Raw genomic sequence first — 23,976 nt, 5'->3', positions numbered from 1 at the left:
TTTATCTGCCGGACTTGACAGAACGGGAGGGAGCTCCTTAGAATCGGCGCAGCTATGACCACTACGGAAAGCAGTACTGAGCCGGTAAAGCCGGCTGCCCGGGCCATTCGGGCACTTGAGCTTTTTTGCGGAATCGGCGGGTTTGCCGCGGCAGTAGAGGGAAGCAACGTGCGGGTAGTAGCGGCTCTGGACCATAGTCCGCAGGCCCTTGCCGTCTACCGCCATAATTTCCCCGGGCATCAGGCGCGCCGGGTGGACCTGGAACGGGTAACCGCCTGGGAACTCACGACATGCGCTGCGGATCTCTGGTGGCTATCTCCCCCCTGCCAGCCCTACTGTGAACGAGGCATCAGGCGCGACCTGCAAGACTCGCGCGCCAGGAGCCTTCTCCGGCTGATGGAAATTCTCCGTGCAATGGCTGTGGAGTGCCTTCCGCAGAGTATCGCCCTCGAAAACGTCGCCGGCTTTGCCGATTCGAATGCGCGCCATCAACTGGTCTCAATCCTCGAAGGGCGGGGCTATTACCTTCGGGAGCGCCTCCTGTGCCCTTCCGAGCTAGGGGTGCCGTCACGACGCCCGCGATACTACCTTACCGCTTCCCGGCTCCCCCTGGCAGATCTCCAACCGGTAAACACGAACCCCCGACTGCTAGGCTCATACCTCCCACGGACCGATGAGGTCCCCCACCATCTTCTGCTTGCGCCGGAGATCATCGAGAAGTTCGGGTCGGGACTCCGGATTCTGGATCGGGAAGACCCGACGGCCTATACTACCTGCTTCACATCCGGATACGGAAAGTCCATCGTAAACGCTGGCTCCTACCTGCGCTGCGGCGACAGAGTCCGCTATTTTTCGCCTCAGGAGATCTCACGGCTTCTCCACTTCCCCGACACCTTCAGCTTCCCTTCTGAAGTCTCCCTGCGGAAACAGTGGCACCTCATCGGCAACAGCCTCTCCGTGGCAGCGGTACAGGAAATCCTTCGGGGTGTGCCGATGGTCCGGCTTCCTTGAAAATCGAATCGACCTCAATCACCATGCTCCAATTCAGAGTAGCGGCTGGAGGGAAGGCTTCATCAATAATTCAATGGCGCCGAGAGTCCAACCGCGTAAGCATGTAAAACATGGAGCAGGAAATAGACGTCCTAAGGGTGGGTGCCGAACAGAGCCTGGCAAGGTCCTTCTTCATTCCGAACCTTGTACAAAAGCCCGGAGAGGCGCTGCAGAAACTAAGACTGTCAGTTCAGTCCAAGGAGGGGGAGGAGATCCGCTACATTCTCCAGATGCCACCGCGCCGCCGTAAAGTCCCCGCCGGCGTTCAGTTCTCCGGGAATAGCCGCCACCGCCAGACCCGCCCGCAGGGCTGACTTAACACCCCGTTCGGAGTCCTCAACCGCAAGACATTCCTCCGGAGCAAGCCCTGCGCGGGCACATGCAGTGAGATACGGTTCCGGGTCAGGCTTGGAGGCGGCGTAATCTTCCCTGGTCAGAACGAAATCGAAATAGGTGAGCAAGCCGCTTCGCTGGTGCATGCGCAGGAAATTCTCCCGGCGGCAGCTCGTGACGATCGCCATGGGCAACCTCCCCTTCAGCCGGGCCAGCGTATCCGGCACCCCCGGAAAAACCCGCGCTTCAGCGGAAAGCAGCTCACGGTAACGCGCATCACGGACCGGCCGAAGCACCTCCTCCTTCTCCCCCGCCAATTCGAGAACGCTTTCTCCCCGCCGGAGCGATATCTCCCGGAAAAGTTCCGGTGTGAGATCGACACCGGCTCCGGCCAATGCTTCGGCGTTGGCCCTGAAGTAAAGGTGCTCCGTCTCCATGAGCACACCGTCGTTGTCCCAGAAAATCGCCCTGAACATCCGTCCCCTCATCTCATCATGCAGTGCTTCCTTTATAGCACGCATGACCGTGACGAAGCATGACCTTTTTAACGGATGTCATGCACTGCAGGGCCGACATGCCTGCATCGACCGGCAGAGCCGCCAGTCAGGCCGTTCCTCCCTCCTCCACCGCTTCGCACTCCTCCGCCTTCCATACCTCCCGCCGCCCCCCTACCTGCACTTCCACCTCCTCGTGGTCAAGGTAGAGCACCACTCCTTCGCGCCTGCTCTTGGTATGCCGGACATAACGCCTGGTGCCGGGCGCCACCGCTTTCGAAAAAAGGATAAGTTCCTCGGTTTTCACATGCCCCTCCTCACCGCGGTAATTTCGACCACTTCATTATAGAATATCAATCTCAACTTTCCAGCAGCCGCGGGTCTATTTTAGGATATTTGCTTCAGCCAGAAGACCTGACGGCACCATTCCCTCACAAGGGAAATTGCAGATGGGCCTGTTCGCCGAGAACAGAGGTGGTATCATTATCTCGGGGAGGTACAGGCACGACAGCAACTGGTTCAGCAGAATGTACTGGACGCCGGACCTGCAACAGGCATAGGATGCCCAGCCTGTATGATCAACACTTCATTATCAGGAGAAGGATAGCCATGGCACATGCACAGCAAGGAGACAGGGTAATCATCGATTTCACCGGGACGCTCAGCGACGGCACCGTCTTTGACTCAACCATCGAAACTGGAAACGGATGCTCGGACGAGTGCGATGCGGATGAACATGCCTCGGGAGACTGCGGCTGCGGCTGCGGCGAGGGGCCCATGGAGCTCACCATCGGAGCGGGGCAGCTCTTTCCGCAGATCGAGGAAGCTCTTGTGGGAATGAGCCCGGGGGAAAAGAAAAAAGTTATGATACCCGCCGCTGAGGCTTTCGGGGAAGTCGATGACGAAAAAATCTTTACCGTGCCTCGCAGCAATCTGCCCGAGGGTTTCGATCCTCAGGTGGGAGAAGAGATGGTGCTTTCCAACGACGAAGACGAAGAGATGGGTGTCGCGGTCATCGAGGTAACGGACCGGGAGGTTACGTTCAATGCCAATCATCCCCTGGCCGGGGAAGATCTGACATATGAGCTGCAGCTGGTGCAGATCCTGTAGAGGAAGGGAGGGCTCGCAGGTTCCTCTCCGGCAGCTCAGGATAACCTGCGGCATGCGAACACGCGGCGTTGACAGGAAAACCAAACCCGCTACACTTTCCCGGACGAAATCACTTTATATGGGAGGATCGATCATGCTCAGGATAGTCACATGCTCAGTGCTTCTGGCCGCCGCAACAACGGTGGCTGCCGCAGAGAAGCCCATCACCGCACAGGCCACCATGAGAGACGCATCCGGAACCGTTGTCGGGTCGGCAACGTTTACTGAAAAGGATGATGGCGTGGAGGTCTCTGTCAAGGTGGCGGGACTCCCTCCCGGCAAGCACGGCATTCACCTGCACGAGAAGGGCGCTTGCGACCCTCCGGGCTTCTCCACAGCCGGAGGCCACTTCAACCCGACTACCAAACGCCACGGGGCGAAGAACCCGGAAGGGAAGCATGCGGGAGACCTTCCGAACCTCGACGTGAAACCTGACGGGACAGGTGAGCTTACCGCCGTCGCCGCGGGAGCAACGTTGTCGAAAGGCGCTGCATCGCTTCTAAAGGAGCAGGGGACGGCCCTGATGATTCATGCCGGTCCCGATGACGAAAAAACAGACCCTTCCGGTAATTCAGGTGATCGGATCGCCTGCGGGATAGTCATCCGGAAGTAGCCGGTCCTGCCCAGCTTTTGCAAAAAAACGGGGCATGATTCGAGGTGAATACGGGGGGATCGTTTCGCAGGATGGAGGCCACGGAAGGAGTACGCTTGAACTCGCGCTCGATAAAGGCCCTGACACGGTTCCTATCCCACCCGCCGGGGTGGCGAAAACCCGTATAGAGGGAGAGATCGCCGGCGTAGAAAGGTTCCGTCTCGTACTCCGCCGCCTCCTCCCCTTCGAGCGGCATATTGAAGAGCGCAAGGTTCAGAAACGTCACCGCTTCCCGGTGCCGCTCGACGAAATCGAGCGTACGCCGGGCGGCGGCCTCATCTTCCGCCGGAGTGCCGAAAAGAAGGTAGAGGTAAACGCCTATTCCCGCCTCCCGCAGGTTAGCCAGTGCCCTCGACGCCGTCCCCAGGCAAATCCCCTTCCGCAGCGTGTCGAGGACACCCTGGTCCCCCGACTCGAGCCCCAGCTTCAGCATCACGCATCCCGATCTCCTCAATTCCCGGCAGTAATCAGGTTCCGCCAGCTCGGGGGAGATACGCGCAAACCCATACCAGGGTACACCTGGCGGCTCCCGGATCAGTTTTTCCAGGAACGCCGGCGCCAAGGCATTATCCAGCAGATGAAGCAGCACCGGCCGGTGCTGCTCGGAAAGCCTGTGCAGGCCCGCAGCCGCCTGTTCCGCAGGGATCGGAACGTACCCGTTTCCTTCAGCCCGTTCGGGACAGAAGGAGCACCTGTTCCACCAGCAGCCGCTCGACGCGCTGTATGGGAGAATGAACCCTGGGGACAGGTAGCTTTTCAGCGGTAACCCATCGTATTTAGGAAGATGATGCAGCCTCGATTCTACCTTTCCTCCCAGAAGTTGCAGTAACGGCCCCTCCCCCGGTCCGGCGACCAGGTGGTCGATGAGCCCGCCGAAGGGATTTCGCCAGCGGGGACTCCGCACCCATGACGTCACGAGCCCTCCCCCTGCAGCAATTGCCACCGAAGGAAATCGCCTCTTGAGAAATCCGATCATGGCAAAAGTGGTGAGGGCCTGGCTCAGATAGGTAAGGGAAAAACCGACGGTGGGACCTGATGGCCCTGCCGCCTCCCCTCCCTCCACTGCTTCTGTAAGGCGGGCACTGAAATAGGGGAAGAAGGGATTCGCTTCAGGACATTCGGCTGAAGCTATCAGATCCTCACTTTTCAGTGGGGAGAGCTGACTGTGCTGGTAGTCGGCCAGCCCGACCCGCACAGCGCTTCCCGACGCTGCAGAGAGCAGTCGGCTCAGGTCATGTACAGCCCTGCTGTAGCGGCTGGGGACGCGGCAGGTGTGCGGATCCCCAAGCGCGGCCAGGTGCCGGAAGCGGTTTTTTTCCGCCCGTCGGGTCCAGGTATCCGAGTCCAGAACAGGCTGGCCCAGGAGCCAAAGGAGACCCTCCAGATTGGCATCGAGGAGGCGGCAGGGGATTCCGTGCGCTTGGAGCGCTCCGGCAAGCCGGGCAATCCCCGCAGGAGGTTCCGAGGGCTTGGCTACAGGAGGAAAGATCAGCAGCATGGATGCGTAAAATACGGTTGGGGGATGGCAGAGGCGTGCTGCACCATCTTCTCTTTCATGGCAGCTCCAGGGGAGGCTCCTCAAGCGCCGCAAGCTGTTCACGCAGCGCGAGTATCTGCTCCCCCCAATACCTGACCGTGTTGAACCATGGGAAAGTCTGCGGGAAAATAGGGTCTTCCCACCTCCGTGCAAGCCATGCGCTATGATGCAGCATGCGCAGCGCCCGCAACGCTTCGACCAGACGCAGCTCCCGAGGGTCGAAGTCGAAGAACTCGCTGTACCCCTCTATGAGAGCCTCCAGCTGGGCAGACTGGCGGTGGCGGTCTCCTGACAGCATCATCCAGAGATCCTGTACTGCCGGGGCGGTTCGGGCATCGTCGAAATCCACGAAATGGGGAGCGCCCCCCCGCCACAGAATGTTGCCCGAATGGCAGTCGCCGTGGGCCCGGATCAGTCGCACCGGCCCCGTCTCCTCGAATATCCTGTCGATCATCGCCAGCAGCTGTGCGGTAACCGCGACATAACTCTCCCGGTTCTCGGAAGGAATGAATCGCTCGGTTACAAGCCGTACGCTGTCATGGCCAAAGCTCACGCTGTCGAGAACCGGCCGATGGAGAAAGGGGCGCACCGCCCCGATGCGATGCATCCGCCCGAGTACGCGGCCGAGAATCTGCAGATTGTCGAGATTGTCGAACTCAGGTGCATGCCCCCCCTGCCGTCTGTAAAGAGCGAACCGGAACCGGTCATGGCGAAAGAGGGTTTCACCGGCGGAGTTGACCCACGGCGCCACGACCGGCAGCTCGTGCTCTGCCAGCTCCAGGCAGAACCGGTGCTCCTCGACTATCTGCTCATCGCTCCAGCGGCCGGGGCGGTAAAACTTGGCGATAAGCGGCTCCCCCTCCTCGATTCCCACCTGGTACACCCTGTTCTCGTAGCTGTTCAGCGCGAGGGTGCGGCAGTCGCAGAGAAACCCCTGGGATTCCACCGCGTCCATTATGAAGGCGGGCGTAAGGGAATGGAACGGATGCATCGATTTGTCCATCTTGTCCTTCCGAAACTTATGATTTCACCGTCGGTAATTCTTGCACCGGCCCCTGTTGACACTCTGCATATTTACCACGAAAATTCAGATGTACCTATCAGGTTGTTGCAAAACTTCAGCGCAGGATGCCGGGCGTTCGAGACGACAAGGCCTGAGCCTTGGCAGCGTCGAGCTTTCAGCAGGGCGGCTGCGGCATACTGATCCACAGCCTGCAATTCCAGAGGGGGAGGTTCATCATGCGCGTAGAGTCGGATCTGAAGCTCGGCTTCAAGGACGTTCTTATAAGACCAAAGCGCTCCAATCTCAAGAGCCGGTCGCAGGTGGACCTCAACCGGACCTTCACGTTTCTGCACAGCGGTAAAACCTGGACAGGGATACCGGTCATCGCAGCCAACATGGATACAACCGGCACCTTTGCCGTGGCAAGGGTGCTCGCGTCCCACCTCATGCTGACCGCCATTCACAAGCACTATTCCCTGGAAGAATGGCGCGAATTCCTGACCGTGGAAGATGAGGAGATATTTTCCCGCATAATGGTCAGCACCGGCAGTTCGGAGGAAGATTTTCTCCGGCTCGGGCAGGTTCTCGCCAGCCACCCTCAGGTTCAGTTCATCTGCATAGATGTGGCGAACGGCTACGCGCAGGCTTTCGTTGAGTATGTTTCCAGAGTGAGGGAAGCTCACCCTGATCGCACGATCATAGCCGGAAACGTAGTGACGGGGGAGATGGTCGAAGAGCTTCTTCTTTCAGGGGCGGACGTGGTCAAGGTCGGAATAGGCCCCGGCTCGGTCTGCACCACGAGAGTCAAGGCAGGCGTTGGGTATCCGCAGCTTTCGGCGGTAATCGAATGCGCCGACGCCGCTCACGGGCTCGGAGGCAGGATCATCTCCGACGGCGGCTGCACATGCGCCGGCGATGTCGCAAAGGCATTCGGCGCCGGGGCGGACTTCGTCATGATCGGCGGAATGTTCGCAGGGCATGACGAAAGCGGCGGACAGATCGTCGAGCGCGATGGCAGGCAGTACAAGCTTTTCTACGGGATGAGTTCCACCACCGCCATGGCGAAACATGCCGGCGGGGTAGCGGAATACCGGGCCTCGGAGGGGAAAACGGTGGAAGTCCCGTATCGTGGACCTCTGACCGATACGGTACGGGACATCCTCGGCGGACTCCGCTCCGCCTGCACCTATGTAGGCGCCGCAGCGCTCCGGGAGTTCACCAAACGCACCACTTTCATTCAGGTGGCAGAGCAGGAAAACAGGTTTTTCACCTGATCCGTCAGGACATGTTTTCGGTATCGCCCGAAATGTGGGGAAAAATCTCGTGGTGAACCTCATGGTCGAGATTGATGATTTTCCCGCACCCGTTGCACAGGTACTTGTCGCCGGAATCGGTGTAATCGCTGCGCTTGCACTCCTCGCACCAGATCCTGGTGTCGCAAGATTCCGCCATGGCAGTTCCCCCTTTCCATTCAGGTTCAGTTGTATCCGGGTACCTGATGAAGTATACCGCCTTCGGTGCGGAGCGCACGTACTACTGTTTAGGTGGCAAAACCCCTTCCCCCCCAAGGGGGAACTCGACGACCGCAAGCGCCGTCGTACCGCGGCCGCTGAAGGGGCGGCTGTACACCAATGTGGCGGCGCCGGTTTCTTTGGCCTGCCGAATGATTTTATCGGGAACCAGAATCGATTCCTCCGCCGAGCCAGATCCGTTGATCAGAACAACCGTTATGGGAGCCGGCACCGATCCGAGTACCCGTCCACCCGCCGAAAAAGTGCCGCCAGGTGATTCCATCGTTGCCGTCTCCGGAGGCTGCGCCGCCAGCCTGTAAACTACCTGCCGACCGGGAGCAGGTGTGGCCTTGAGAGGAAGTGTTGCGGGCGAAACGGATGCACTCAGCTTGAGGGGCGCCCTCACCTTCATCTTCGGAGCTGCCGAGGAGGGGTCGGTTCCAAGTGGAAGGACCTGCAGGGTCAGCTGCTGTTCAGCCCGCTGCCTCCCACTGCGGCAGCTGTCGGTAGCGGTGACGGTAAATCCGAACGTTCCGGAAGCAACAGGGGTACCGGTGATGTTTCCTGCGGCGGAAATTGTTATCCCCGGAGGCAGCGCCCCCCGTGTCACCATGAAACCGACGGGCGCTTCCCCTCCGTAGGCAGAGATGGTGTAGCCGTACGGTGTGCCGTCTACTGCCGGGGGCAAGGGTGCCGGCGCCAGCGAAAGCGAAGGGCATGCCTGACTCACCGCGTTGGAAGCCGAAGCGAGCAAAGCAAGAGAAACTAGCGCGGGAACAATGGTTTTAGCTGACAGCATGAGACACCCCCCCTGAATGGCCTGCTACCGCTGACTGAAGCCTCCCCGGATGCCGATCCGGAGGCTAGGTGCGGCCGTGCCAGAGGGTATCCGAGCGGGGCACGGGTTGTCAACTGCTTCTTCCCCGCTCGGCAGTAGCGAGCCTGATGGACAGGAGCGATGCTATTTCCCCTTCCTGAATATCTCCTTCAGGAATCTCAGGGTCTGTGCCCAGGAGTTCTGGTCGGCGTTCGGGTCGTAGGCAAGGGGGAGGTTGAACTGCTTCGCGTAGGTGTCCGCCTGGGGGTTTGTGAAGCTGTGCTTTACTCCGGGGTAACCCACGTACCGGTAGCGTGCGCCTGCCTTTGTCATCTCCTCGTTGAAAGCAGCCACCTGCTCAGGTGGCACCATCTTGTCAGCCTCTCCGTTGAAGACAAGAATCCGTGCCTTCACCCTCCCCGGCTTGGCCGGTTCATCGGTGGCCAGAGTACCGTGATAGCTCACCGCCCCCCTCAGGTCCGCTCCCTGCCGGGCCATATGAAGAACTATTCCACCTCCGAAGCAGTACCCGATGGCGGCAATGCGGCTTGGATCTACGGACGGCTGCCGCCTGAGGAAATCGAGACCGGCATTGAACCTGGCCTCCGCCTCGGCCTTGTTCTTCATCAGCTCGTTGGCGAACTTCCCGGCATCGTCCGGATAGGAAGCGATCCTGCCATCCCCGAACATATCGACCGCCAGTGCGGTATAGCCCTGCTCGGCCAGCATCCGCGCCCTTTTCCGCGCATAGTCGTTAAGCCCCCACCATTCATGCACCACCATGACTGCTGGACGAGGACCCTTGACTCTCGTCTTTTGGGGCACATAAAGGTAGCCTTTGAGCACCGTATCTCCTGAACGATACTCAACCTCGCGCCCCGTCACCTTCCCCCACGCTGCAGAAGCAATCAGAATCCATGTCGTTACCAGAACCACCAGCACACGCACTTTCATGACTTTCCTCCTTGTCCCGATTCGCTACAAGTGTAGCAGAACTGAGACGAAATCCCAGATGGAGCCCTGCCATACGCACCGTCACACCCGGACGACTGCCGGAGGTATCGTTGACGCACCATTAAAGTGTTTTATAATTTGAGGGCTGATGAGTTCAGCACGATCCTGGTTCCCTGCCGGATCGTCTTATTAAAAGGAGGTGTTGCATGCGCACGTTACGATGGTGCAGCCTTATTTTCGTCTCCCTGCTCGCCTGTGGATGCGTCTCCTTGTCGAAATACAACGAACGGGTCGAACAGATCAGAGGGCTCAACGGAGAAGTAGCTTCAATGGAGCAAACACTGCAAAAATCGGAAAGGGTGCGGAAGGAAATCGAGACGGAGCTGCAGAAGACAAGGCAAAACCTGGCGAAGCTCCAGGAAGAGCATGAACTCCTTAAAACTAAGGCGATGACTGCGACATCAGATGAAGGACCGGTGCGGCCGGTTCTCCTCCTTCAACAGATGGAGTTTTCAAATGAGCTCGCGTTACTGACCGCCAAGCTTTCGGACGCTGAAGTGAGGATCAAGGAACTAACCGCAACCCTTGCTGCCCGGGAAAAAGCCATCCGGAAAGTACCCATGCTTGAAACGGCCCTGGCCGAGCGGGAACAGCATATCAAGGACCTGACCGACTCCCTTCATTATCTGGAAACACGTGTCGCCATGATGAAAAGGGATGCAGTGGAGCTTTCCGTAAAGAGAAGCGGCAGCGAAGAGCAACAGAGCGCTCTCGTCGCAATTCGTGCACTCCTCGCGGACGAGATGGAGACGGGTGAGGTCGTGGTAAAGGAGTACCGCGACAAGCTGATCATTACCTTGAAGGAACAGGTGCTCTTCGACTCGGGGAGTGCAAGGATCTCCAAGAGCGGAAAGAAGACACTCAATCGCATGGCCAAGGTTCTCAACAAGATAGACAATAATCAGATCATAGTGGAAGGGCACACCGACACGGTGCCCATCGGACGAAAAATTTCCGCCAAGTATCCCACCAACTGGGATCTTTCGGCTGCCCGTGCAGCCAACGTTCTGAAGTATCTGGAGCGCAAGGGGAAGGTGAAATCGGAACTCCTGGCCATGGCCGGGTACGGATGCTATCTGCCGGCTGCTGCCAACGATTGTGCTAAAAACAAGAAACTCAACCGCCGGATCGAGATAGCGGTACTCCCGCTGGAAACGGAGCGTCTGGCCGCCGTAAGGCAGCAAACGGCGATGAGATAGAAGCAGGGCTCAAGCATGCAGGCTGCCGGCAGTCGCGCACCGCCGGCAGCCCCTTCCGTCATCCCACCGGATGGCTTCTTCCCCGGCAAAACTTTCCACATCAGGTCGTTTCAAGCCAGGCAATCTAAGCAGCCGTTTCAGTTCAGTTCCATCCGATGCCTCACTTCTCTGCTCTGCACTCCTGAAGGGCCATCTCGATCCCCCGCAGAGGGACGCCCACCCATTCGGGACGGTTGTTTAGCTCGTATCCTACTTCGTATACCGCTTTCTCCATGAGGAAACAACGCAGCATAATGTCCAGTTCCCCGCGGTCGCGGGGGATCAGGTTAGATTCACCCAGCGTCTCGATGTAGGAGCGGAGAAACGCTCCGCTCGTGTAGACGTACCATACGTCGAGCCACGGTTCGAGGAACGGCAGGTCGGCCGGGTGATTCTCCCCATGGCTGCCGAGTGTAACCTTAGCCGCATAGTGGAATGAACGGATCATGCCGGCAACGTCGATGAGAGGAGAGCGCTTGAGGCGCCGCTCGCTCATGCTGCGCGCCGGTTCCCCCTCGAAGTCGATGATGACGAAGTCCTTGCCGGTAAACAGGGCCTGCCCCAGATGAAAATCTCCATGCACTCTGCATTTCACCGCGGGAAGACGCTTTCCGGTTATGCGGTGAAGGCAGGCGAGTATCTCCTTCTCCGCCCCCAGCACATCTTCCGCCAGGCTCTGGTCCTCCTCCTTCATCTTTGCCTTCATCCGCCCCAGCAGCTGCAGGTTTCTCCGAACGAGGCTCCGCATCGACTGATATATAGATCGTTGATAGAGGGTTGAGAATTCCTCCACGGCCCATGAAGGATCGTCCGTTACCGAAGCCAGGGCGGCGTGCATCTCCGCCGTACGCTTTCCGAGCACCCCCACCATCTGCTGGTAGAATCCCCCCATGAGCTCGCTGTAGTTCTCGGGCAGCTCTTCGGCTGCCGCCTCCAGGAGACCCGGCAGCTGCGCGGGGGGATCGGGGAGGGTCACCCGCAAGGAAAGAAGCCGCTCCACCAGCTGCGAAAGTACCGTCAGGGTCGTCTTCCAGGCATCCCCATGGCTCGGTATGAATTCCTGCACTACACCGAGTATCAACGGCTGCCCTCCATCGCTCCGAAATTCCAGGCCGCCGGCGTAGGCGGGGACGTTTCTGAACCGTGTGCGCTCCGAGAAGAACCGTATTATCTCGATTTCCGGATTCACCCCCTCCTCCAGTTTCCGGTAGAGCTTCAACATGAAGCTGTCGCCGTACTGAAGCGAGGTGTTGCTCTGTTCGCCGGAAAGGAGCTTGACGGGAAAGAGCCCTTCCATGGTCTTGGTCCTTCTGCGGAGAGTCCCAGCCGGAGTCCCTGTCAGCTCTCCTCCAGATTCGCTCCTGAGCCTCCTGCGGTCGCTTATGAGCGTGAGTACGAATTCCCTGAACTCTTCCTCAAAGAGGGCATCGCAGAGGGCACCCTCCTCCTCGCCGATGAAGAGCGGAGCTATGATAGCTTGTGGTGATTCTCCCGCTATTCCGGGAACCCGCTCCAGCGGCAGCCAGCTCACGGGCAGGACATAGGTTTCGGGGTTGTCCTGGGTGTAAGCCACGTGGATGAGCAGCAGCAGATATGTCTTGTCGCCGCGGCGGAATTGGTACGAGTCCAAGAGGCTTGCCTGCCGTATCACCCTCCCCTTGCTGCGGTACCAGCGCACCCGGTGGAGATATTGGGGTATGACGGTGTCGAAAAACCGATTTCCCGCTTTTCCTGTTATTACGTCAGTCCAGTTCTGCCCCTCCTTCAGTTTCAGCTTCGGCCCCTCCGTCACGACCTCGATGGAGGCTTCACCGGCCCGAAGCGCGAACCAGTAGTAGTCGTGGGGGCCGAAGGTGAAGACGTAGGGACTCTCACGGATGATGGGAAACCTGTTGGAACTTACCAGCTCCTCGGGGATCATCCCGGCATAACGGGAGAGGTCGATGGACGCTGCCTGAGAAAAGCGGGACAGATTCACCGCAACAAGGACCTTCTCCTCCTCATGGCTTCGAATGAAGGCCAGCACCTTCGGATTGTCGGGGGAGAGCATTTCCAGCTTGCCGCGGCCGAATGCCTTGAATCTCTTGCGAAGCGCTATCGATCGACGCATCCACCAGAGAAGCGAAGTGGAATTCCGCTCCTGGGTCTCCACATTCACCGCCTCGTAATGGTATTCCGGGTCGATGATGACCGGCAGATAGAGCTGGTGCGGATTCGCCCGGGAGAATCCGGCATTCCGGTCCGGGCTCCACTGCATGGGAGTGCGCACGCCGTCGCGGTCCCCGAGGTAGTAGTTGTCCCCCATCCCGATCTCGTCGCCATAGTAGATGATTGGAGTCCCCGGCAGCGACATGAGGAGGATGTTCATAAGCTCGATGCGCCGCCGGTTGTTTCCCATGAGCGGAGCGAGCCGCCGCCGGATGCCGAGGTTGATCCGCGCCTGCGGGTCCATGGCATACGTCCGGTACATGTAGTCCCGCTCCTCGTCGGTCACCATTTCCAGGGTCAGCTCGTCGTGGTTGCGCAGGAAGGTCGCCCACTGGCAGTTTTCGGGAATGGCAGGGGTCTGGTCCAGGATGTCGATGATTGGAAACCTGTCCTCCATCATGATCGACATGAACATGCGGGGCATTAGGGGAAAATGGAAGGCCATATTCGTTTCGTCCCCATCCCCGAAATAGGAGACGGCATCCTCAGGCCACTGGTTCGCCTCGGATAGGAGCATCCGGTTGCGGAACGACCTGTCGATATGAGCCCTGACGAGCTTCAGGAACGTATGGGTTTCCGGAAGATTTTCACAGTTTGTTCCTTCCCGCTCGTAAAGGTAGGGAACGGCATCCAGGCGCATGCCGTCAACCCCCAGGCTCAGCCAGAAGTCGATCACCCGCAGCATCTCGCGCTGCACGCGTGGGTTGTCGAAATTGAGGTCCGGCTGGTGTGAATAGAAACGGTGCCAGTAGTATGCCTGCGCCACCGGATCCCATGCCCAGTTCGACTTTTCGAAATCCTGGAATATGATCCGGGCTTCCCGGTACTTGTCCGGTTTGTCGCTCCAGACGTAGTAGTCCCGGTAGCGGGACCCGGCGTGGGAGCGACGGGCCCGCTGGAACCACGGATGCTGGTCGGAGGTGTGATTGAGGACCAGTTCGGTGATGACGCGTATCCCGCGGCTGTGGGCGGCCCGCATGAATTCCTTGAAGTCCTTGAGGGTATGATAGCTGGGGTGAACATTGAAATAGTCCGAGATGTCGTAGCCGTCGTCCTTGAGCGGTGACGGATAGAAAGGAAGGAGCCATACTGCGCTCACACCCAGGTCCTGGAGGTAGTCGAGCTTTCCGATCAGCCCCGGAAAGTCGCCTATCCCGTCACCGTTGGAGTCGGAGAAGGCCTTGACGTGGAGTTGGTAGATGATGGCATCGCGATACCAGAATGGATTGTCGTCGAGTGGCAGATCGGCCATACGCTCCCCCGGTTACATGTAGTAGTCGAAATCGTTTTCACGGCGCAGACGTGGGTAGAGGCGCCATATCCTTCCCGGCAGCTCCTGCCGGTGGAACTCGACCCGGTTCCGCTCCCCATGCCATAGATTCATTCCTCCCCCGAGAAGGTCGTGCACCAGATAGGGATGGCCGGGAAGGATACCGACGTCGTCCAGAGGAATACGTATTTCACCCCCCTGACTTCCGAAGGGGTCCAGGTTGACCGCGACGAGGATGATGTTCGAGCGGTCCTCGCTAATCTTGACGTAGGCGATGACGTTGTCATTGTCGCAGTCGCAGAAACGGGTGTTCCAGGTTGACTGGAGGGCCGGGTTCTCCCGCCGTACCCTGTTTACCCGTGTGATCAGCTCCCGCAGGTTCTGCGGATCCTCCCAGTCCCAGCGGCGGACTTCGTACTTCTCCGAATCGAGGTACTCCTCCTTACCCGGAACCGCTGCATTGACGAAAAGCTCGAACGGAGGACCGTAAATGCCGTAACTCGCCGACAGGGTAGCCGCCAGGAGAAAGCGTATGGCGAAGGCGGCGTTCCCGCCGATCTGGAGGAACTCCGGGAGGATGTCGGGTGTATTGGGCCAGAAGTTGGGACGGAAAAATTCGCGCAGCTCAGGACCTGCCAGCTCGTTCACGTACTGCTCCAGCTCCCACTTCGTGTTTCGCCATGAGAAGTAGGTGTACGACTGGCTGAAGCCGAGCTTGGCGAGCCGGTACATGACCTTCGGCCGCGTGAATGCCTCCGAGAGGAACACCGTCTCCGGATGCACATTTTTAACCTCCCTTATCACCCACTCCCAGAAGGGAAAGGGCTTGGTATGGGGATTATCGACTCGAAAAATCGTGATCCCCTCCCCCACCCAGTAAAGAAACACGCTCTTCAATTCCTCCCAGAGCGCACGCCAGTCATTGCATTCGAAATCGAAGGGAATGATGTCCTCATACTTCTTGGGAGGATTTTCCGCATACTGGACGCTGCCGTCGGGGCGCCACCGAAACCATTCGGGATGCTCCTTTACGTACGGATGGTCTGGGGCGCACTGGAATGCGACGTCGATGGCCACCTGCATGCCGAGCCTTTTCGCGTCGGCAACGAACTTCCTGAAATCTTCAATCGTCCCGAGTTCCCGATGCAGCGCCTTGTGCCCCCCTTCGGCGGCCCCTACCGCCCACGGCGAGCCGGGATCTCCTTCCCCAGCCGTGGTGGAATTGTTTTTCCCTTTCCGGTTGATTCGGCCTATGGGGTGTATCGGGGGAAGGTAGACGATGTCGAATCCCATGGCTGCCACCTTAGGCAGGAGGTTCCTGCAGTCGGCAAAGCTACCATGGCTACCTGACGATGTGCATGAGCGTGGAAAGAGCTCATACCACGCTCCGCACATGCCTTCTCGCCGTTCGACGACCAGGGTGAGTACCCGTTCATAGCAGGAGCTCAACTCCGGGTCGTCGTAGGTATCCATCAGGCGGGCCAGCGCCGGATTCCCGGCCGCTGCGAACGCGGCATCCGCTCCCTGATTCAGGGATGTCCCCATCGCCAGCAGCTCATCCCGGTCCCCCCCCTGGGCACGTTCCGCCGCCGCCTGTATCATCTCAGCCCCCACCCGCAGGTCCACCGAGATATCCTGCCCCGCATCCCTCTTTTTTGACAGGTCCTGGCGCCATGTCTCGAAATGGTCGATCCGCCCCCTGACGGTGTAGCAGTATACCCCCGGCTCCTCCACAATGAAGGAGGCCTTCCACCGGTCGTTTCCCGCAAAACTCATCGGTACCGTCATCCAGGACGTTTCCTCCTGCCTGCGGTAGAGGAGCACAGCAGCCAGCTTGTCGTGGCCGTCGCCGAAGATATCGGCTGTGACGGTTACCCGGTCACCCGATATCCGCTTGACCGGAAAACGCCCCCCGTCAACTTCCGGAGCCACCTTTTCGATCACAACTCGCCTTCGCCCATCCGCAGGAAATGCTGCGCCTTTGTCATATTGAGCTTCCATCGAACTCTCCTCTGTTCGGGTTCGTCCCGAGGCCTCCTCAGGACCTGCTCTTCCTCGATCTGTGACCGAGGTCACTTGCGATCGCCCCACCCACGATGTATGATCCTGTAGCTACTCTTCATTTTATTTATTATAGCTCCCTATGAACAACCCAGCGTCCACCGATATCAGGCTCATCGAAGAAGCTTACCGGCGTTCCGTAGAGCTGCTGCGTATGAACAGCACCCCCGCCGGAATTCTCGCGGCCTCGCCGGGATCCCGTGCCCACCGGCGGAACTATACGTGCATCTTCGGCCGGGATGCGGCAATCTGTGCGCTCGGCATGGCGGCCTCAGGCGAACCGGACCTGATCGAATGTGCCCGGGCAGGTCTTATGACTCTCGGCAATCACCAGGCACCCAACGGGCAGATCCCCAAGTTCGTAAGACCTGAAGATGGCGAAGCGGATTTCTGGTACACCGGCTGTATCGACGCCACTATCTGGTGGCTTATCGCTCTTCATGTCTGCGACAGGATCGCCCCCGGCATCCCCTTGAGGGAAGAGCTGGCGAACCCGGCGGCTGCCGCAATCCAGTGGCTTTCCTGCCAGGAGCACCAGTCATGGCGGCTCCTCCAGCAGAACGAGGCGAGCGATTGGGCGGACATCATGCCCCGGTCCGGCTTCGTCCTTTACACCAACGTCCTTTGGCGATGGCTGAAACGGCTGGTTGACGATCCCTCCGCCTCCGATACGCACCGGTCCGCCAACCACCTTCTTCATCCCTTCGCAACGCACCTGCCCGATGAACGCCGGATGCGCCTACTCGTTCACTACACCCGCAGGAACAGAAGGCCCACCCCATTCTACCTAAGCTTCGTCAACCTCTCCGTCTGCGGCACGGAGCAGGATATCCTCGGGAACATCCTTGCGGGACTCACCGGGCTTGCGGACACGTCACGCGCCGCCGCCATCGCACGCTCAATCATTGCCATGCAGGCGGATACTCCCTTTCCCGTCCGGGTGGTGGGATCTCCCCTTACCGTCGGCCACCCGCTCTGGCGCACTTACATGCAGCGTCACCGGCAGAATCTCCCCTGGAACTACCACAATGGCGGCATCTGGCCCTTCGCAGGAGGGTTTCTCGTCCTGCTGCTTGACAGACTGGGCATGTCACGCGCCGCGTGGCACTGCCTCGAAGGGCTCGCCCGGGCAAGCAGCCTCAACGGCTGGGAGTTCAACGAGTGGCTTCACGGGCGAACCGGGGAGGCACTAGGCATGCCGGGACAGTCGTGGAATGCCGCTCTTTACATACTTGCCTACCAGGCTCTCTGTAACAGCCGGCGTTTTCTCCCGTAGCTCAGCAATCCTGCCGACCGCTCCCCGAGCGCGCGAGGAGTGCTACCGGGAAAGCGGACAGGACCTCTCCCACCGGCAATACAGGCTTACCCTCGCCTTCCCTCACTACATGCTCCTGGCCGGTAAAGACATTCCGGTAGATGCTTCCCGGCACGTCGAACGGAAGCACCAATGAAGTATCTCCCCACGTCTCCGAACCCAGGGGGGGCCGCCTTCCTCCATCAGTCAGTCCGACGAAGAAACGGGGAGCAAGTACCACAACTGTCTCCTCTCCGGCACAGCGCTCGAATGCGCAGAGATTCTCATGCCGTGACCCCTTCACCTCGATCGACAGGTACTTCCCCCCCCTGAACAGCTCCCGACTGCTTCGCCTGAAGTTGAGGGCCTTGTAGAGGAGATAGAGCTTGATTCCCCCCTCCCTCCACCGCTCCAGCAGGTCCCCTACTAGTGCCAGCTGCCCTCGACGAACTTCCTGTTTTTTAATCTCGGCCAGCATCGTCTTCCGACGTGCATAGTCAACCTGTCCCCGGTTGTCCGGGTCCACGAGACTCAGGTCCCATATTTCCGTCCCCTGATAGAAATCCGGGACACCGGGTGAGGTGATTTTTAGAAGTGTCATGGAGAGGGAGTTGTACATGCCGCACAGCGAAGAGAGCTGCTGGAATCTGCCGAAGTCACCCATGAACTGGTTCCCGGCACGTTCGGTAAGTATGGTATCCACGAAGAGCAGCACCGCATCCTCGTAGAGTACGTTCGGGCTGATCCAGCTCGTATTCACCTTCGCCTCCCGCAGCGCCTTAAGCATATACGTCCGGATGCGCAGCCTGAACGACTCCAACCCCGGGTCCTTTTCGGGGTCGAGAGGCCACGCTCCCAGCAGCGTCTGGTAGAGGAGGTACTCCTCATTCCGGTCCGGAGCCGCCTGACCTTCCACCACTACTTTGCTCTTACGGTTGAACCTGCTCCAGCGCACCACCGCCTCCCGCCAAAGCTCGGGTATCTCCGACAGCACGTCGATGCGTGCCCTCACGTCCTCGCTCCGTTTGGTGTCGTGGGTGGAAGTGGCGAGCATACTGTGTGGGCGCGCCTTGCTTCGTTCTATGTTCTGGCCGTGGAAGGCCTCTATGGTAATTCCGAACCGCTCCGGGTTTCCCCCTACCTCATTGAGCGATACGAGGCGGTTGTAGACGTAAAAGGCCGTGTCCTCCACACCCTTGGCCATCACAGGCCCGGTCAGCTGCTGAAAACGCATCGTAAAATCGAGCCACTCGCGCCGCTGGTGCGAGTCGATACTCTCCGGAAAACGCAGCATGAGGACGTCGCGGATGAATTCGAAGATCGATACGTTGGTGGCGGGATTTTTCCGCTTCGCCTTCAATACTGCGTACTCGATGTACTGACGGTCGCGTTCGGCCACATCGAACGAGTTTATGTATGTCCGGTAGACGGGAAAGAAGGCGATGACCTCTACCAGGGCCTTGACGAGGCTGTTGAGGGTAAAGTCACGGGTATGGCGGTTTTTCTCGGAAATTGTGTTGAGGTGGTGCCCAAGGGTGTTGATCTCGCTTGCCATCGAGGATTGCATCACGAGCTTTTTTTTCTCGTATGCTACATCCTGGAAATTCATGCGGGTCTTGGTGAAGCGGCTGTATATGGCATCGACGGCCTTGGCGTTCCTGTTGTCTATAAACAGAGCGTTGACCAGATTGGCAAAACCATACCCGGTATCGCTGAAGATCGGCCAGTCCTCCGGCAGCTTTTCCCCTTTGGTGAGTATCTTTTCCCCCACGATGTAGAAAGGCTTGAACTTCGGATCCATGCCGAGAACTTCTTTATAGTAGTCCCGCATAACCTGTTCTTCCTGAACGGGCTCTTCTCCCTGCACCGCCTTCAGGCAAAGCTGGAGAAAACATCCGCTCTGCAGGTTGCGGAAATATTCGCTCGGATTGTAGAGGCCGTCGGCATGGTCCACCCGCAGGCCCGTAACCTTCCCCTCCCGGATCAGGCTGAAGAGGAAGCGGTGCGTCTCGCTGAAAACCTCCTGGAGTTCCATCCGGATGGCCCCCAGCGAGTTGATATCGAAAAACCGACGGTAGTTGATTTCTTCGGTGGCGACGCGCCAATGGGATATGCGGTACACCTGATCCCGCAGGAGCTTTTCCAGCAGGTCGAAGCTCCCGGGGACCGCTTTTTCGCCGTTGAATATGGTCACGTTGCCGTCGATATGTTCTCTGACCCGGGGGCTCTCACGGTAGAGCCTGTCGAGACGGCGCTTGATGATCTCCTTCTCCCTGCAGCGCTCGGCCACCTTGTGCCGGTCCCGCTCCGTATATGACGGAAGATGCTCCAGAGCGGTAAGTATGCTGAGCAGTTCCTCGTAGTCCGGATGCTCCGAAGAGAGTATCCCGGCCAGAATTTCCAGGCGATGGGAGAGGATAGAGCTATATGTTTGGGGCACCAGGGGAAAACGGTGCTCCCAGTAGTGGAGATGGAAAGAGCCCTGCTCGAAGCCAAGCTGCAGTTCCTGGTTCTCCAGTATTGCTCCGTACTGGTCGCCGAGGATCGGGAGGAGCACCTTGTTCATCAGCTCATGCTTGACAGGGTACCATTCGATATCGAAGAAATTGTTGTAGATGGACCCCGGGCCGTTTTCGAGCACGTCCATCCACCATCTGTTGTCGCGGCTTTCGAGACACATGTGGTTCGGCACGATGTCGAGGATCTGCCCCATCCCCAGCTCCGAGATCCGGCGGATATAAAGGTCGAAATCTTCCTCAAACCCAACTTCCGGATTAATGACGTTATGATCAACAATGTCGTAGCCGTGGGTGCTGCCTGCCTTAGCCTTGAAGAAGGGGGCTGCGTACACATCGGTTATTCCCAGCTCCTGCAGGTACGGCAGCGTATCTGCCGCAGCACTGAAGCCGAATCCCCCGTTGAACTGAAGGCGATAGGTAGCAGACGGAATCCGCAGTCCGGTGAAGTGATTCCTTTCCATGCTCCTCCCATGAATTACATTCCGGAAATTGGCCTGTCATGACTCTGGAACACACCGCAACTGCGCCCCCTCATGACGAACCTTCCAGGGCCAAGCTGATCCGGCAGCACCTTTCCTGTCCCTCCCCATTCCTCTCCCGACGAGTCGAGCAGCTTCACCCACCCCCCCGGCAATCTCCATTCCGCTTCCCGGTCCTGCTCTGCGAGGTTGAAGAGGCAGATCGCTTCCTCCCTCCCCGATCTACGCTTGAGAAGAACAAGTCCATCCCCCACCAGCTCGGCCTCCCTCCCGGATTCCGGGCGCAGCGGCAGCACGCTTTTCCGCAACCCTATGAGACGCTGATAGAACCGGTACAGGGTCAGGTTGCTTCCCCCTGTCCGTCTGCGCCAGTCGAGCTTGGACGCCTCGAATGTCGCCATGTCCTCAGGATCGGGAGGCTCACCCCTGTAGGCGAAGTCGTTGAACTCCTCCCGCCTTCCCGCCCGCACTGCTGCCACAAGCTCCTGATCCGTGTGGTTCACGAAGTAAAGGAAGGGGTTATTTTCACCATATTCCTCTCCCATGAAGAGGAGCGGAATGAACGGGGAGAGGATTATGAGGCCCGCAGTCAGTTTAAGCGATTCGAACGAAATGAGACTCGAAAGCCGCTCACCCAGCATCCGGTTTCCCACCTGGTCGTGATTCTGGGAAAATACAACGAAGCTCTTCGACGGGCTTTCGGCGGCACTGTTCCCGTGTCTCCTTTTTCGTGCCATCGAATATTGACCTGAATAGATGTAGTTTTCCTGCAGCGCAGCCACCAGCTGCTTCTCTACTCCGTAGTCCTGGTAGTACCCGTCCCGTTCTCCGGTGAGGATGGAGTGGACGGCATGATGGTAGTCGTCCAGCCATTGTGCATCCAGACCGTATCCTCCTCGTTGCGGCTCCGTGATGAGGCGGACATCGTTAAGGTCGCTCTCCGCTATCAGGTATGCCCTCCGCCCGGAAGACTCCCCTTCTTTGCGGACCGCTCGGGCCAACTCCCGGAGAAAATGTCGGGCCCCGAAATCATAGATGCCGTGGACGGCGTCGAGCCGCAGGGCATCGGCCCTGAATTCGGTGATCCAGTAGAGGGCGTTGTCGATGAAATAGGCACGGACCTCATCGCTCCATGGACCGTCGAAGTTAATGGCATCCCCCCACGGAGTGCGGTAATGATCTGTGAAATAGAAACCGAAATCGCGGAGATAGTTTCCTTCGGGGCCCAGGTGGTTGTAAACCACATCGATGATAACTGCCAGACCTGCTCCGTGGCAGGCATCGACGAGGCGCTTCAGCCCTTCGGGACCCCCGTAGCCGTTGTGGGGTGCATATGGAAAAACACCGTCATACCCCCAGTTACGGTCCCCCGGAAACTGGACCACCGGCATGAGCTCGACTGCCGTCACCCCGAGCTCAAGAAGATAGGGGATCTTCCCTATCACTGCCTCGAACGTGCCTTCCGGTGTAAAGGTACCTACATGCAGCTCGTAAATTATGTAGTCTGAGAGTGCGGGAGCGTGCCAGACAGGATTCCGCCATTCGTACCCGCGTGGGTCCACCAGCTGTGAAGGGCCATGGACGCCTTCAGGTTGAAACATGGAGGCGGGGTCCGGACGGTCCAGGGCTCCATCGATACGGTACATATACCGGTTCCCGCTCACCGCTTCAGGGATGATGCCGGTAAAGTAGCCTTTCTCTCCCTCCCGCAGCGGAAACAGCCTTTCCCCCCATTCCGCCTTGAGGACGACTTCCAGCTTCTTCGCTTTCGGAGCCCATACACGGAACTCGGCTCCACACGGAAGCACCATGCCTCCGATATTGAGTCTCCAGCCGGGACTGACAGGACCCTCTGCCACACATGTTTCATCAGTAGATGGAGTCATTTGAAATCCCGGAAAAAGTATTGAACGGAATGCCTCAGTGGCATGGGAAAGCCGGGGTTGCGGCGCTGCAGCATGAAGTCATTCTAACACATGTGAATGGTTGAGCAATGTGAGGCAGGGTTGAGAAGGGGGATGGAAGGAACTTCGGATGGAACTGCGGCTACATGGGTGCCAAGTATACCGGGCGGAGGAATCGCTGAAGAGGACTCAGCTTCATGCTGAAAGAATCTGCATAACTTCCTCGCACATCACCGTCTCCAGGTGTGTCGGAACGTTGATCACTGTAACAGGCGACCCGGAGGCGGAAATCACCTCCTCCTTTCGCGGAAGCGCAAGGCGAGCTTTTTCAGAGTCGATTATTATGCCCATCAGCTCAAGCCCGTTCAGGACCTGCTCACGCAGCCGCCAGTCGGTCAGCTCCTCTTCGGCGGTAAATACAACCGCATCGGTTTTGCCGATTGCCGCGATATAGGCGCCGATCTGTTTCTTCAAGCGATAACACTGGATATCGAGTGCCAACTGCGCACGGTACTCACCCTGCCCGGCCCTCTCAATCAGCTCGATCCTGCTGCCACTCCCGGCTATTCCATAGAGGCCGCTTTTCTCGTTGAGAACACGGTGGATCTCGGGAGGCGACAAGTTCAGGCGATCCATCATGAATGTCGTGAGCCCGGGGTCGAGGTCACCGCAGCGGGTATCCATCACCACACCTTCGAGGGGAGTGAGCCCCATGCTGGTGTCGATGGACCTTCCATTCCTGACGGCGCAGACGGAAATTCCACGGCCTATGGCAATGGTTATGAGGTTGCAGTAGTCCAGCGGCTTTCCGAGAATGGAAGCAGCCCGCATAGTGGCATGCTGGTGAGCATGCCCGTGGAAGCCGTACCGGCGTATGCCCCTTTGTTCGTACCAGTCATAAGGAAGCGGGTAGAGGTATGCCTCGGGAGGCATCGTATGGTGAAAAGCAGTATCGAATAATGCCAGATGAGGAACCCCCGGCAGCAGTTTCATCGCGGCCTCTATCCCCGCGATGTTGGAGGGGGCGTGAAGGGGAGCCAGCGCCCGCAGCTTCCGCAGCGAGCCCAGGACCTCCTGATCTATTACGCAGCCGAAGTGAAATTTTTCCCCACCGTGGACCACCCGGTGGGCAACGACGCTGATTTCGTGTGGATTCTGCAGTAGTTTGGCGTCCGGATCGGCAAGGAGAGCAAGGACCGCTTCGACCGCGGAGGCGTGGGTCGGGCATTCCAGCTTCCTTTCATGCACTTCCCTCCCCGGGCGACGCAGAGAGATGGAACCTCCGTCAAGTGTCACCCGCTCGACTGTGCCGTCTGCGAGTCGGATTTTTTTCTTTCCATCGAGGAGGTGGAACGCAATGGAAGAGGTCCAGCAATTAAGGATAAGCACGTTCATGGGCAGAGAGAACCGACTCTGAATAGTAGCATTATTTCATGAACACTT

18 protein-coding genes are annotated in these 23,976 nt (G+C 58.7%); 6 read left to right on the top strand and 12 right to left on the bottom strand.

What is annotated here, in order from left to right; all coding sequences use genetic code 11:
* Positions 1-54: 54 nt before the first annotated feature.
* On the top strand, positions 55-1,011 hold the full coding sequence (locus CFB04_RS13905; RefSeq protein WP_231934192.1) for a DNA cytosine methyltransferase: 957 nt from the start codon (positions 55-57) through the stop codon (positions 1,009-1,011).
* 224 nt (positions 1,012-1,235) lie between these two features.
* Here the strand turns inward: CFB04_RS13905 and CFB04_RS13900 are convergent, their stop codons facing one another.
* Together CFB04_RS13900 and CFB04_RS13895 are read right to left on the bottom strand one after the other, a co-directional pair.
* Complete coding sequence (locus CFB04_RS13900; protein ID WP_088535825.1) at positions 1,236-1,859, bottom strand: HAD family phosphatase; 624 nt, start codon at positions 1,857-1,859, stop codon at positions 1,236-1,238.
* 127 nt (positions 1,860-1,986) lie between these two features.
* Positions 1,987-2,184 carry a hypothetical protein gene (locus CFB04_RS13895; RefSeq protein WP_088535824.1) on the bottom strand — a complete coding sequence of 66 codons (198 nt, stop codon included), beginning with the start codon at positions 2,182-2,184 and terminating at the stop codon, positions 1,987-1,989.
* 302 nt (positions 2,185-2,486) lie between these two features.
* Here CFB04_RS13895 and CFB04_RS13890 point away from each other — a divergent pair, with 302 nt between their 5' ends.
* On the top strand, positions 2,487-2,987 hold the full coding sequence (locus tag CFB04_RS13890; RefSeq protein ID WP_088535823.1) for a peptidylprolyl isomerase: 501 nt from the start codon (positions 2,487-2,489) through the stop codon (positions 2,985-2,987).
* Positions 2,988-3,120: 133 nt separating this feature from the next.
* Complete coding sequence (locus CFB04_RS13885; protein ID WP_088536850.1) at positions 3,121-3,639, top strand: superoxide dismutase family protein; 519 nt, start codon at positions 3,121-3,123, stop codon at positions 3,637-3,639.
* Here the strand turns inward: CFB04_RS13885 and CFB04_RS13880 are convergent.
* Both CFB04_RS13880 and CFB04_RS13875 read right to left on the bottom strand, forming a co-directional pair.
* Positions 3,626-5,176 carry a radical SAM protein gene (locus CFB04_RS13880; protein ID WP_088535822.1) on the bottom strand — a complete coding sequence of 517 codons (1,551 nt, stop codon included), beginning with the start codon at positions 5,174-5,176 and terminating at the stop codon, positions 3,626-3,628. The genes CFB04_RS13885 and CFB04_RS13880 overlap by 14 nt on opposite strands.
* 55 nt (positions 5,177-5,231) lie before the next feature.
* Positions 5,232-6,218 carry a serine/threonine protein kinase gene (locus CFB04_RS13875; protein WP_088535821.1) on the bottom strand — a complete coding sequence of 329 codons (987 nt, stop codon included), beginning with the start codon at positions 6,216-6,218 and terminating at the stop codon, positions 5,232-5,234.
* A gap of 236 nt (positions 6,219-6,454) precedes the next feature.
* Between CFB04_RS13875 and CFB04_RS13870 the strand changes: the two genes are divergently transcribed.
* A complete protein-coding gene (locus CFB04_RS13870) occupies positions 6,455-7,492 on the top strand; it encodes a GMP reductase (RefSeq protein WP_088536849.1) in 1,038 nt (345 codons plus the stop codon).
* Positions 7,493-7,496: 4 nt separating this feature from the next.
* Here CFB04_RS13870 and CFB04_RS18120 read toward each other — a convergent pair whose 3' ends face one another.
* From CFB04_RS18120 to CFB04_RS13855, 3 genes are all read right to left on the bottom strand, one after another.
* Entirely contained in the window at positions 7,497-7,670 is a 174-nt protein-coding gene (locus CFB04_RS18120) for a hypothetical protein (RefSeq protein ID WP_172825507.1), read from the bottom strand.
* 81 nt (positions 7,671-7,751) lie between these two features.
* Positions 7,752-8,528 carry an Ig domain-containing protein gene (locus tag CFB04_RS13860; protein ID WP_088535819.1) on the bottom strand — a complete coding sequence of 259 codons (777 nt, stop codon included), beginning with the start codon at positions 8,526-8,528 and terminating at the stop codon, positions 7,752-7,754.
* Between the two features lie 162 nt (positions 8,529-8,690).
* Entirely contained in the window at positions 8,691-9,500 is an 810-nt protein-coding gene (locus CFB04_RS13855) for a dienelactone hydrolase family protein (protein ID WP_088535818.1), read from the bottom strand.
* Between the two features lie 206 nt (positions 9,501-9,706).
* Between CFB04_RS13855 and CFB04_RS13850 the strand changes: the two genes are divergently transcribed.
* Entirely contained in the window at positions 9,707-10,759 is a 1,053-nt protein-coding gene (locus CFB04_RS13850) for a flagellar motor protein MotB (RefSeq protein WP_088535817.1), read from the top strand.
* Positions 10,760-10,919: 160 nt separating this feature from the next.
* On the opposite strand, the gene treS is transcribed toward CFB04_RS13850, so the two are convergent.
* On the bottom strand, positions 10,920-14,258 hold the full coding sequence (treS, locus tag CFB04_RS13845; RefSeq protein WP_088535816.1) for a maltose alpha-D-glucosyltransferase: 3,339 nt from the start codon (positions 14,256-14,258) through the stop codon (positions 10,920-10,922).
* A 12-nt stretch (positions 14,259-14,270) separates the two neighbouring features.
* Entirely contained in the window at positions 14,271-16,277 is a 2,007-nt protein-coding gene (locus CFB04_RS13840) for an alpha-1,4-glucan--maltose-1-phosphate maltosyltransferase (protein WP_088535815.1), read from the bottom strand.
* A gap of 142 nt (positions 16,278-16,419) precedes the next feature.
* On the opposite strand from CFB04_RS13840, the gene CFB04_RS13835 reads away from it, so the two are divergent.
* The gene (locus CFB04_RS13835) at positions 16,420-17,613 is read left to right on the top strand and encodes a glycoside hydrolase 100 family protein (protein WP_088535814.1); all 1,194 of its coding nucleotides are present in this window, start codon (positions 16,420-16,422) and stop codon (positions 17,611-17,613) included.
* A 1-nt stretch (position 17,614) separates the two neighbouring features.
* Here the strand turns inward: CFB04_RS13835 and CFB04_RS13830 are convergent, their stop codons facing one another.
* From CFB04_RS13830 to CFB04_RS13820, 3 genes are all read right to left on the bottom strand, one after another.
* Positions 17,615-20,611, bottom strand: coding sequence for a malto-oligosyltrehalose synthase (locus tag CFB04_RS13830; RefSeq protein WP_088535813.1), 2,997 nt, complete (start codon positions 20,609-20,611; stop codon positions 17,615-17,617).
* Positions 20,612-20,625: 14 nt separating this feature from the next.
* The gene (gene treZ, locus CFB04_RS13825; protein WP_197692516.1) at positions 20,626-22,515 is read right to left on the bottom strand and encodes a malto-oligosyltrehalose trehalohydrolase; all 1,890 of its coding nucleotides are present in this window, start codon (positions 22,513-22,515) and stop codon (positions 20,626-20,628) included.
* A 213-nt stretch (positions 22,516-22,728) separates the two neighbouring features.
* On the bottom strand, positions 22,729-23,928 hold the full coding sequence (locus CFB04_RS13820; protein ID WP_088535811.1) for an acetate kinase: 1,200 nt from the start codon (positions 23,926-23,928) through the stop codon (positions 22,729-22,731).
* Positions 23,929-23,976: the final 48 nt, after the last annotated feature.

Origin of the sequence: Geobacter sp. DSM 9736, assembly GCF_900187405.1 — a bacterium.
In the GTDB taxonomy this organism is placed as follows: domain Bacteria; phylum Desulfobacterota; class Desulfuromonadia; order Geobacterales; family Geobacteraceae; genus DSM-9736.
Note: the sequence above shows the minus strand (reverse complement) of the source record. Positions and strands in the feature narration are given on the sequence as shown.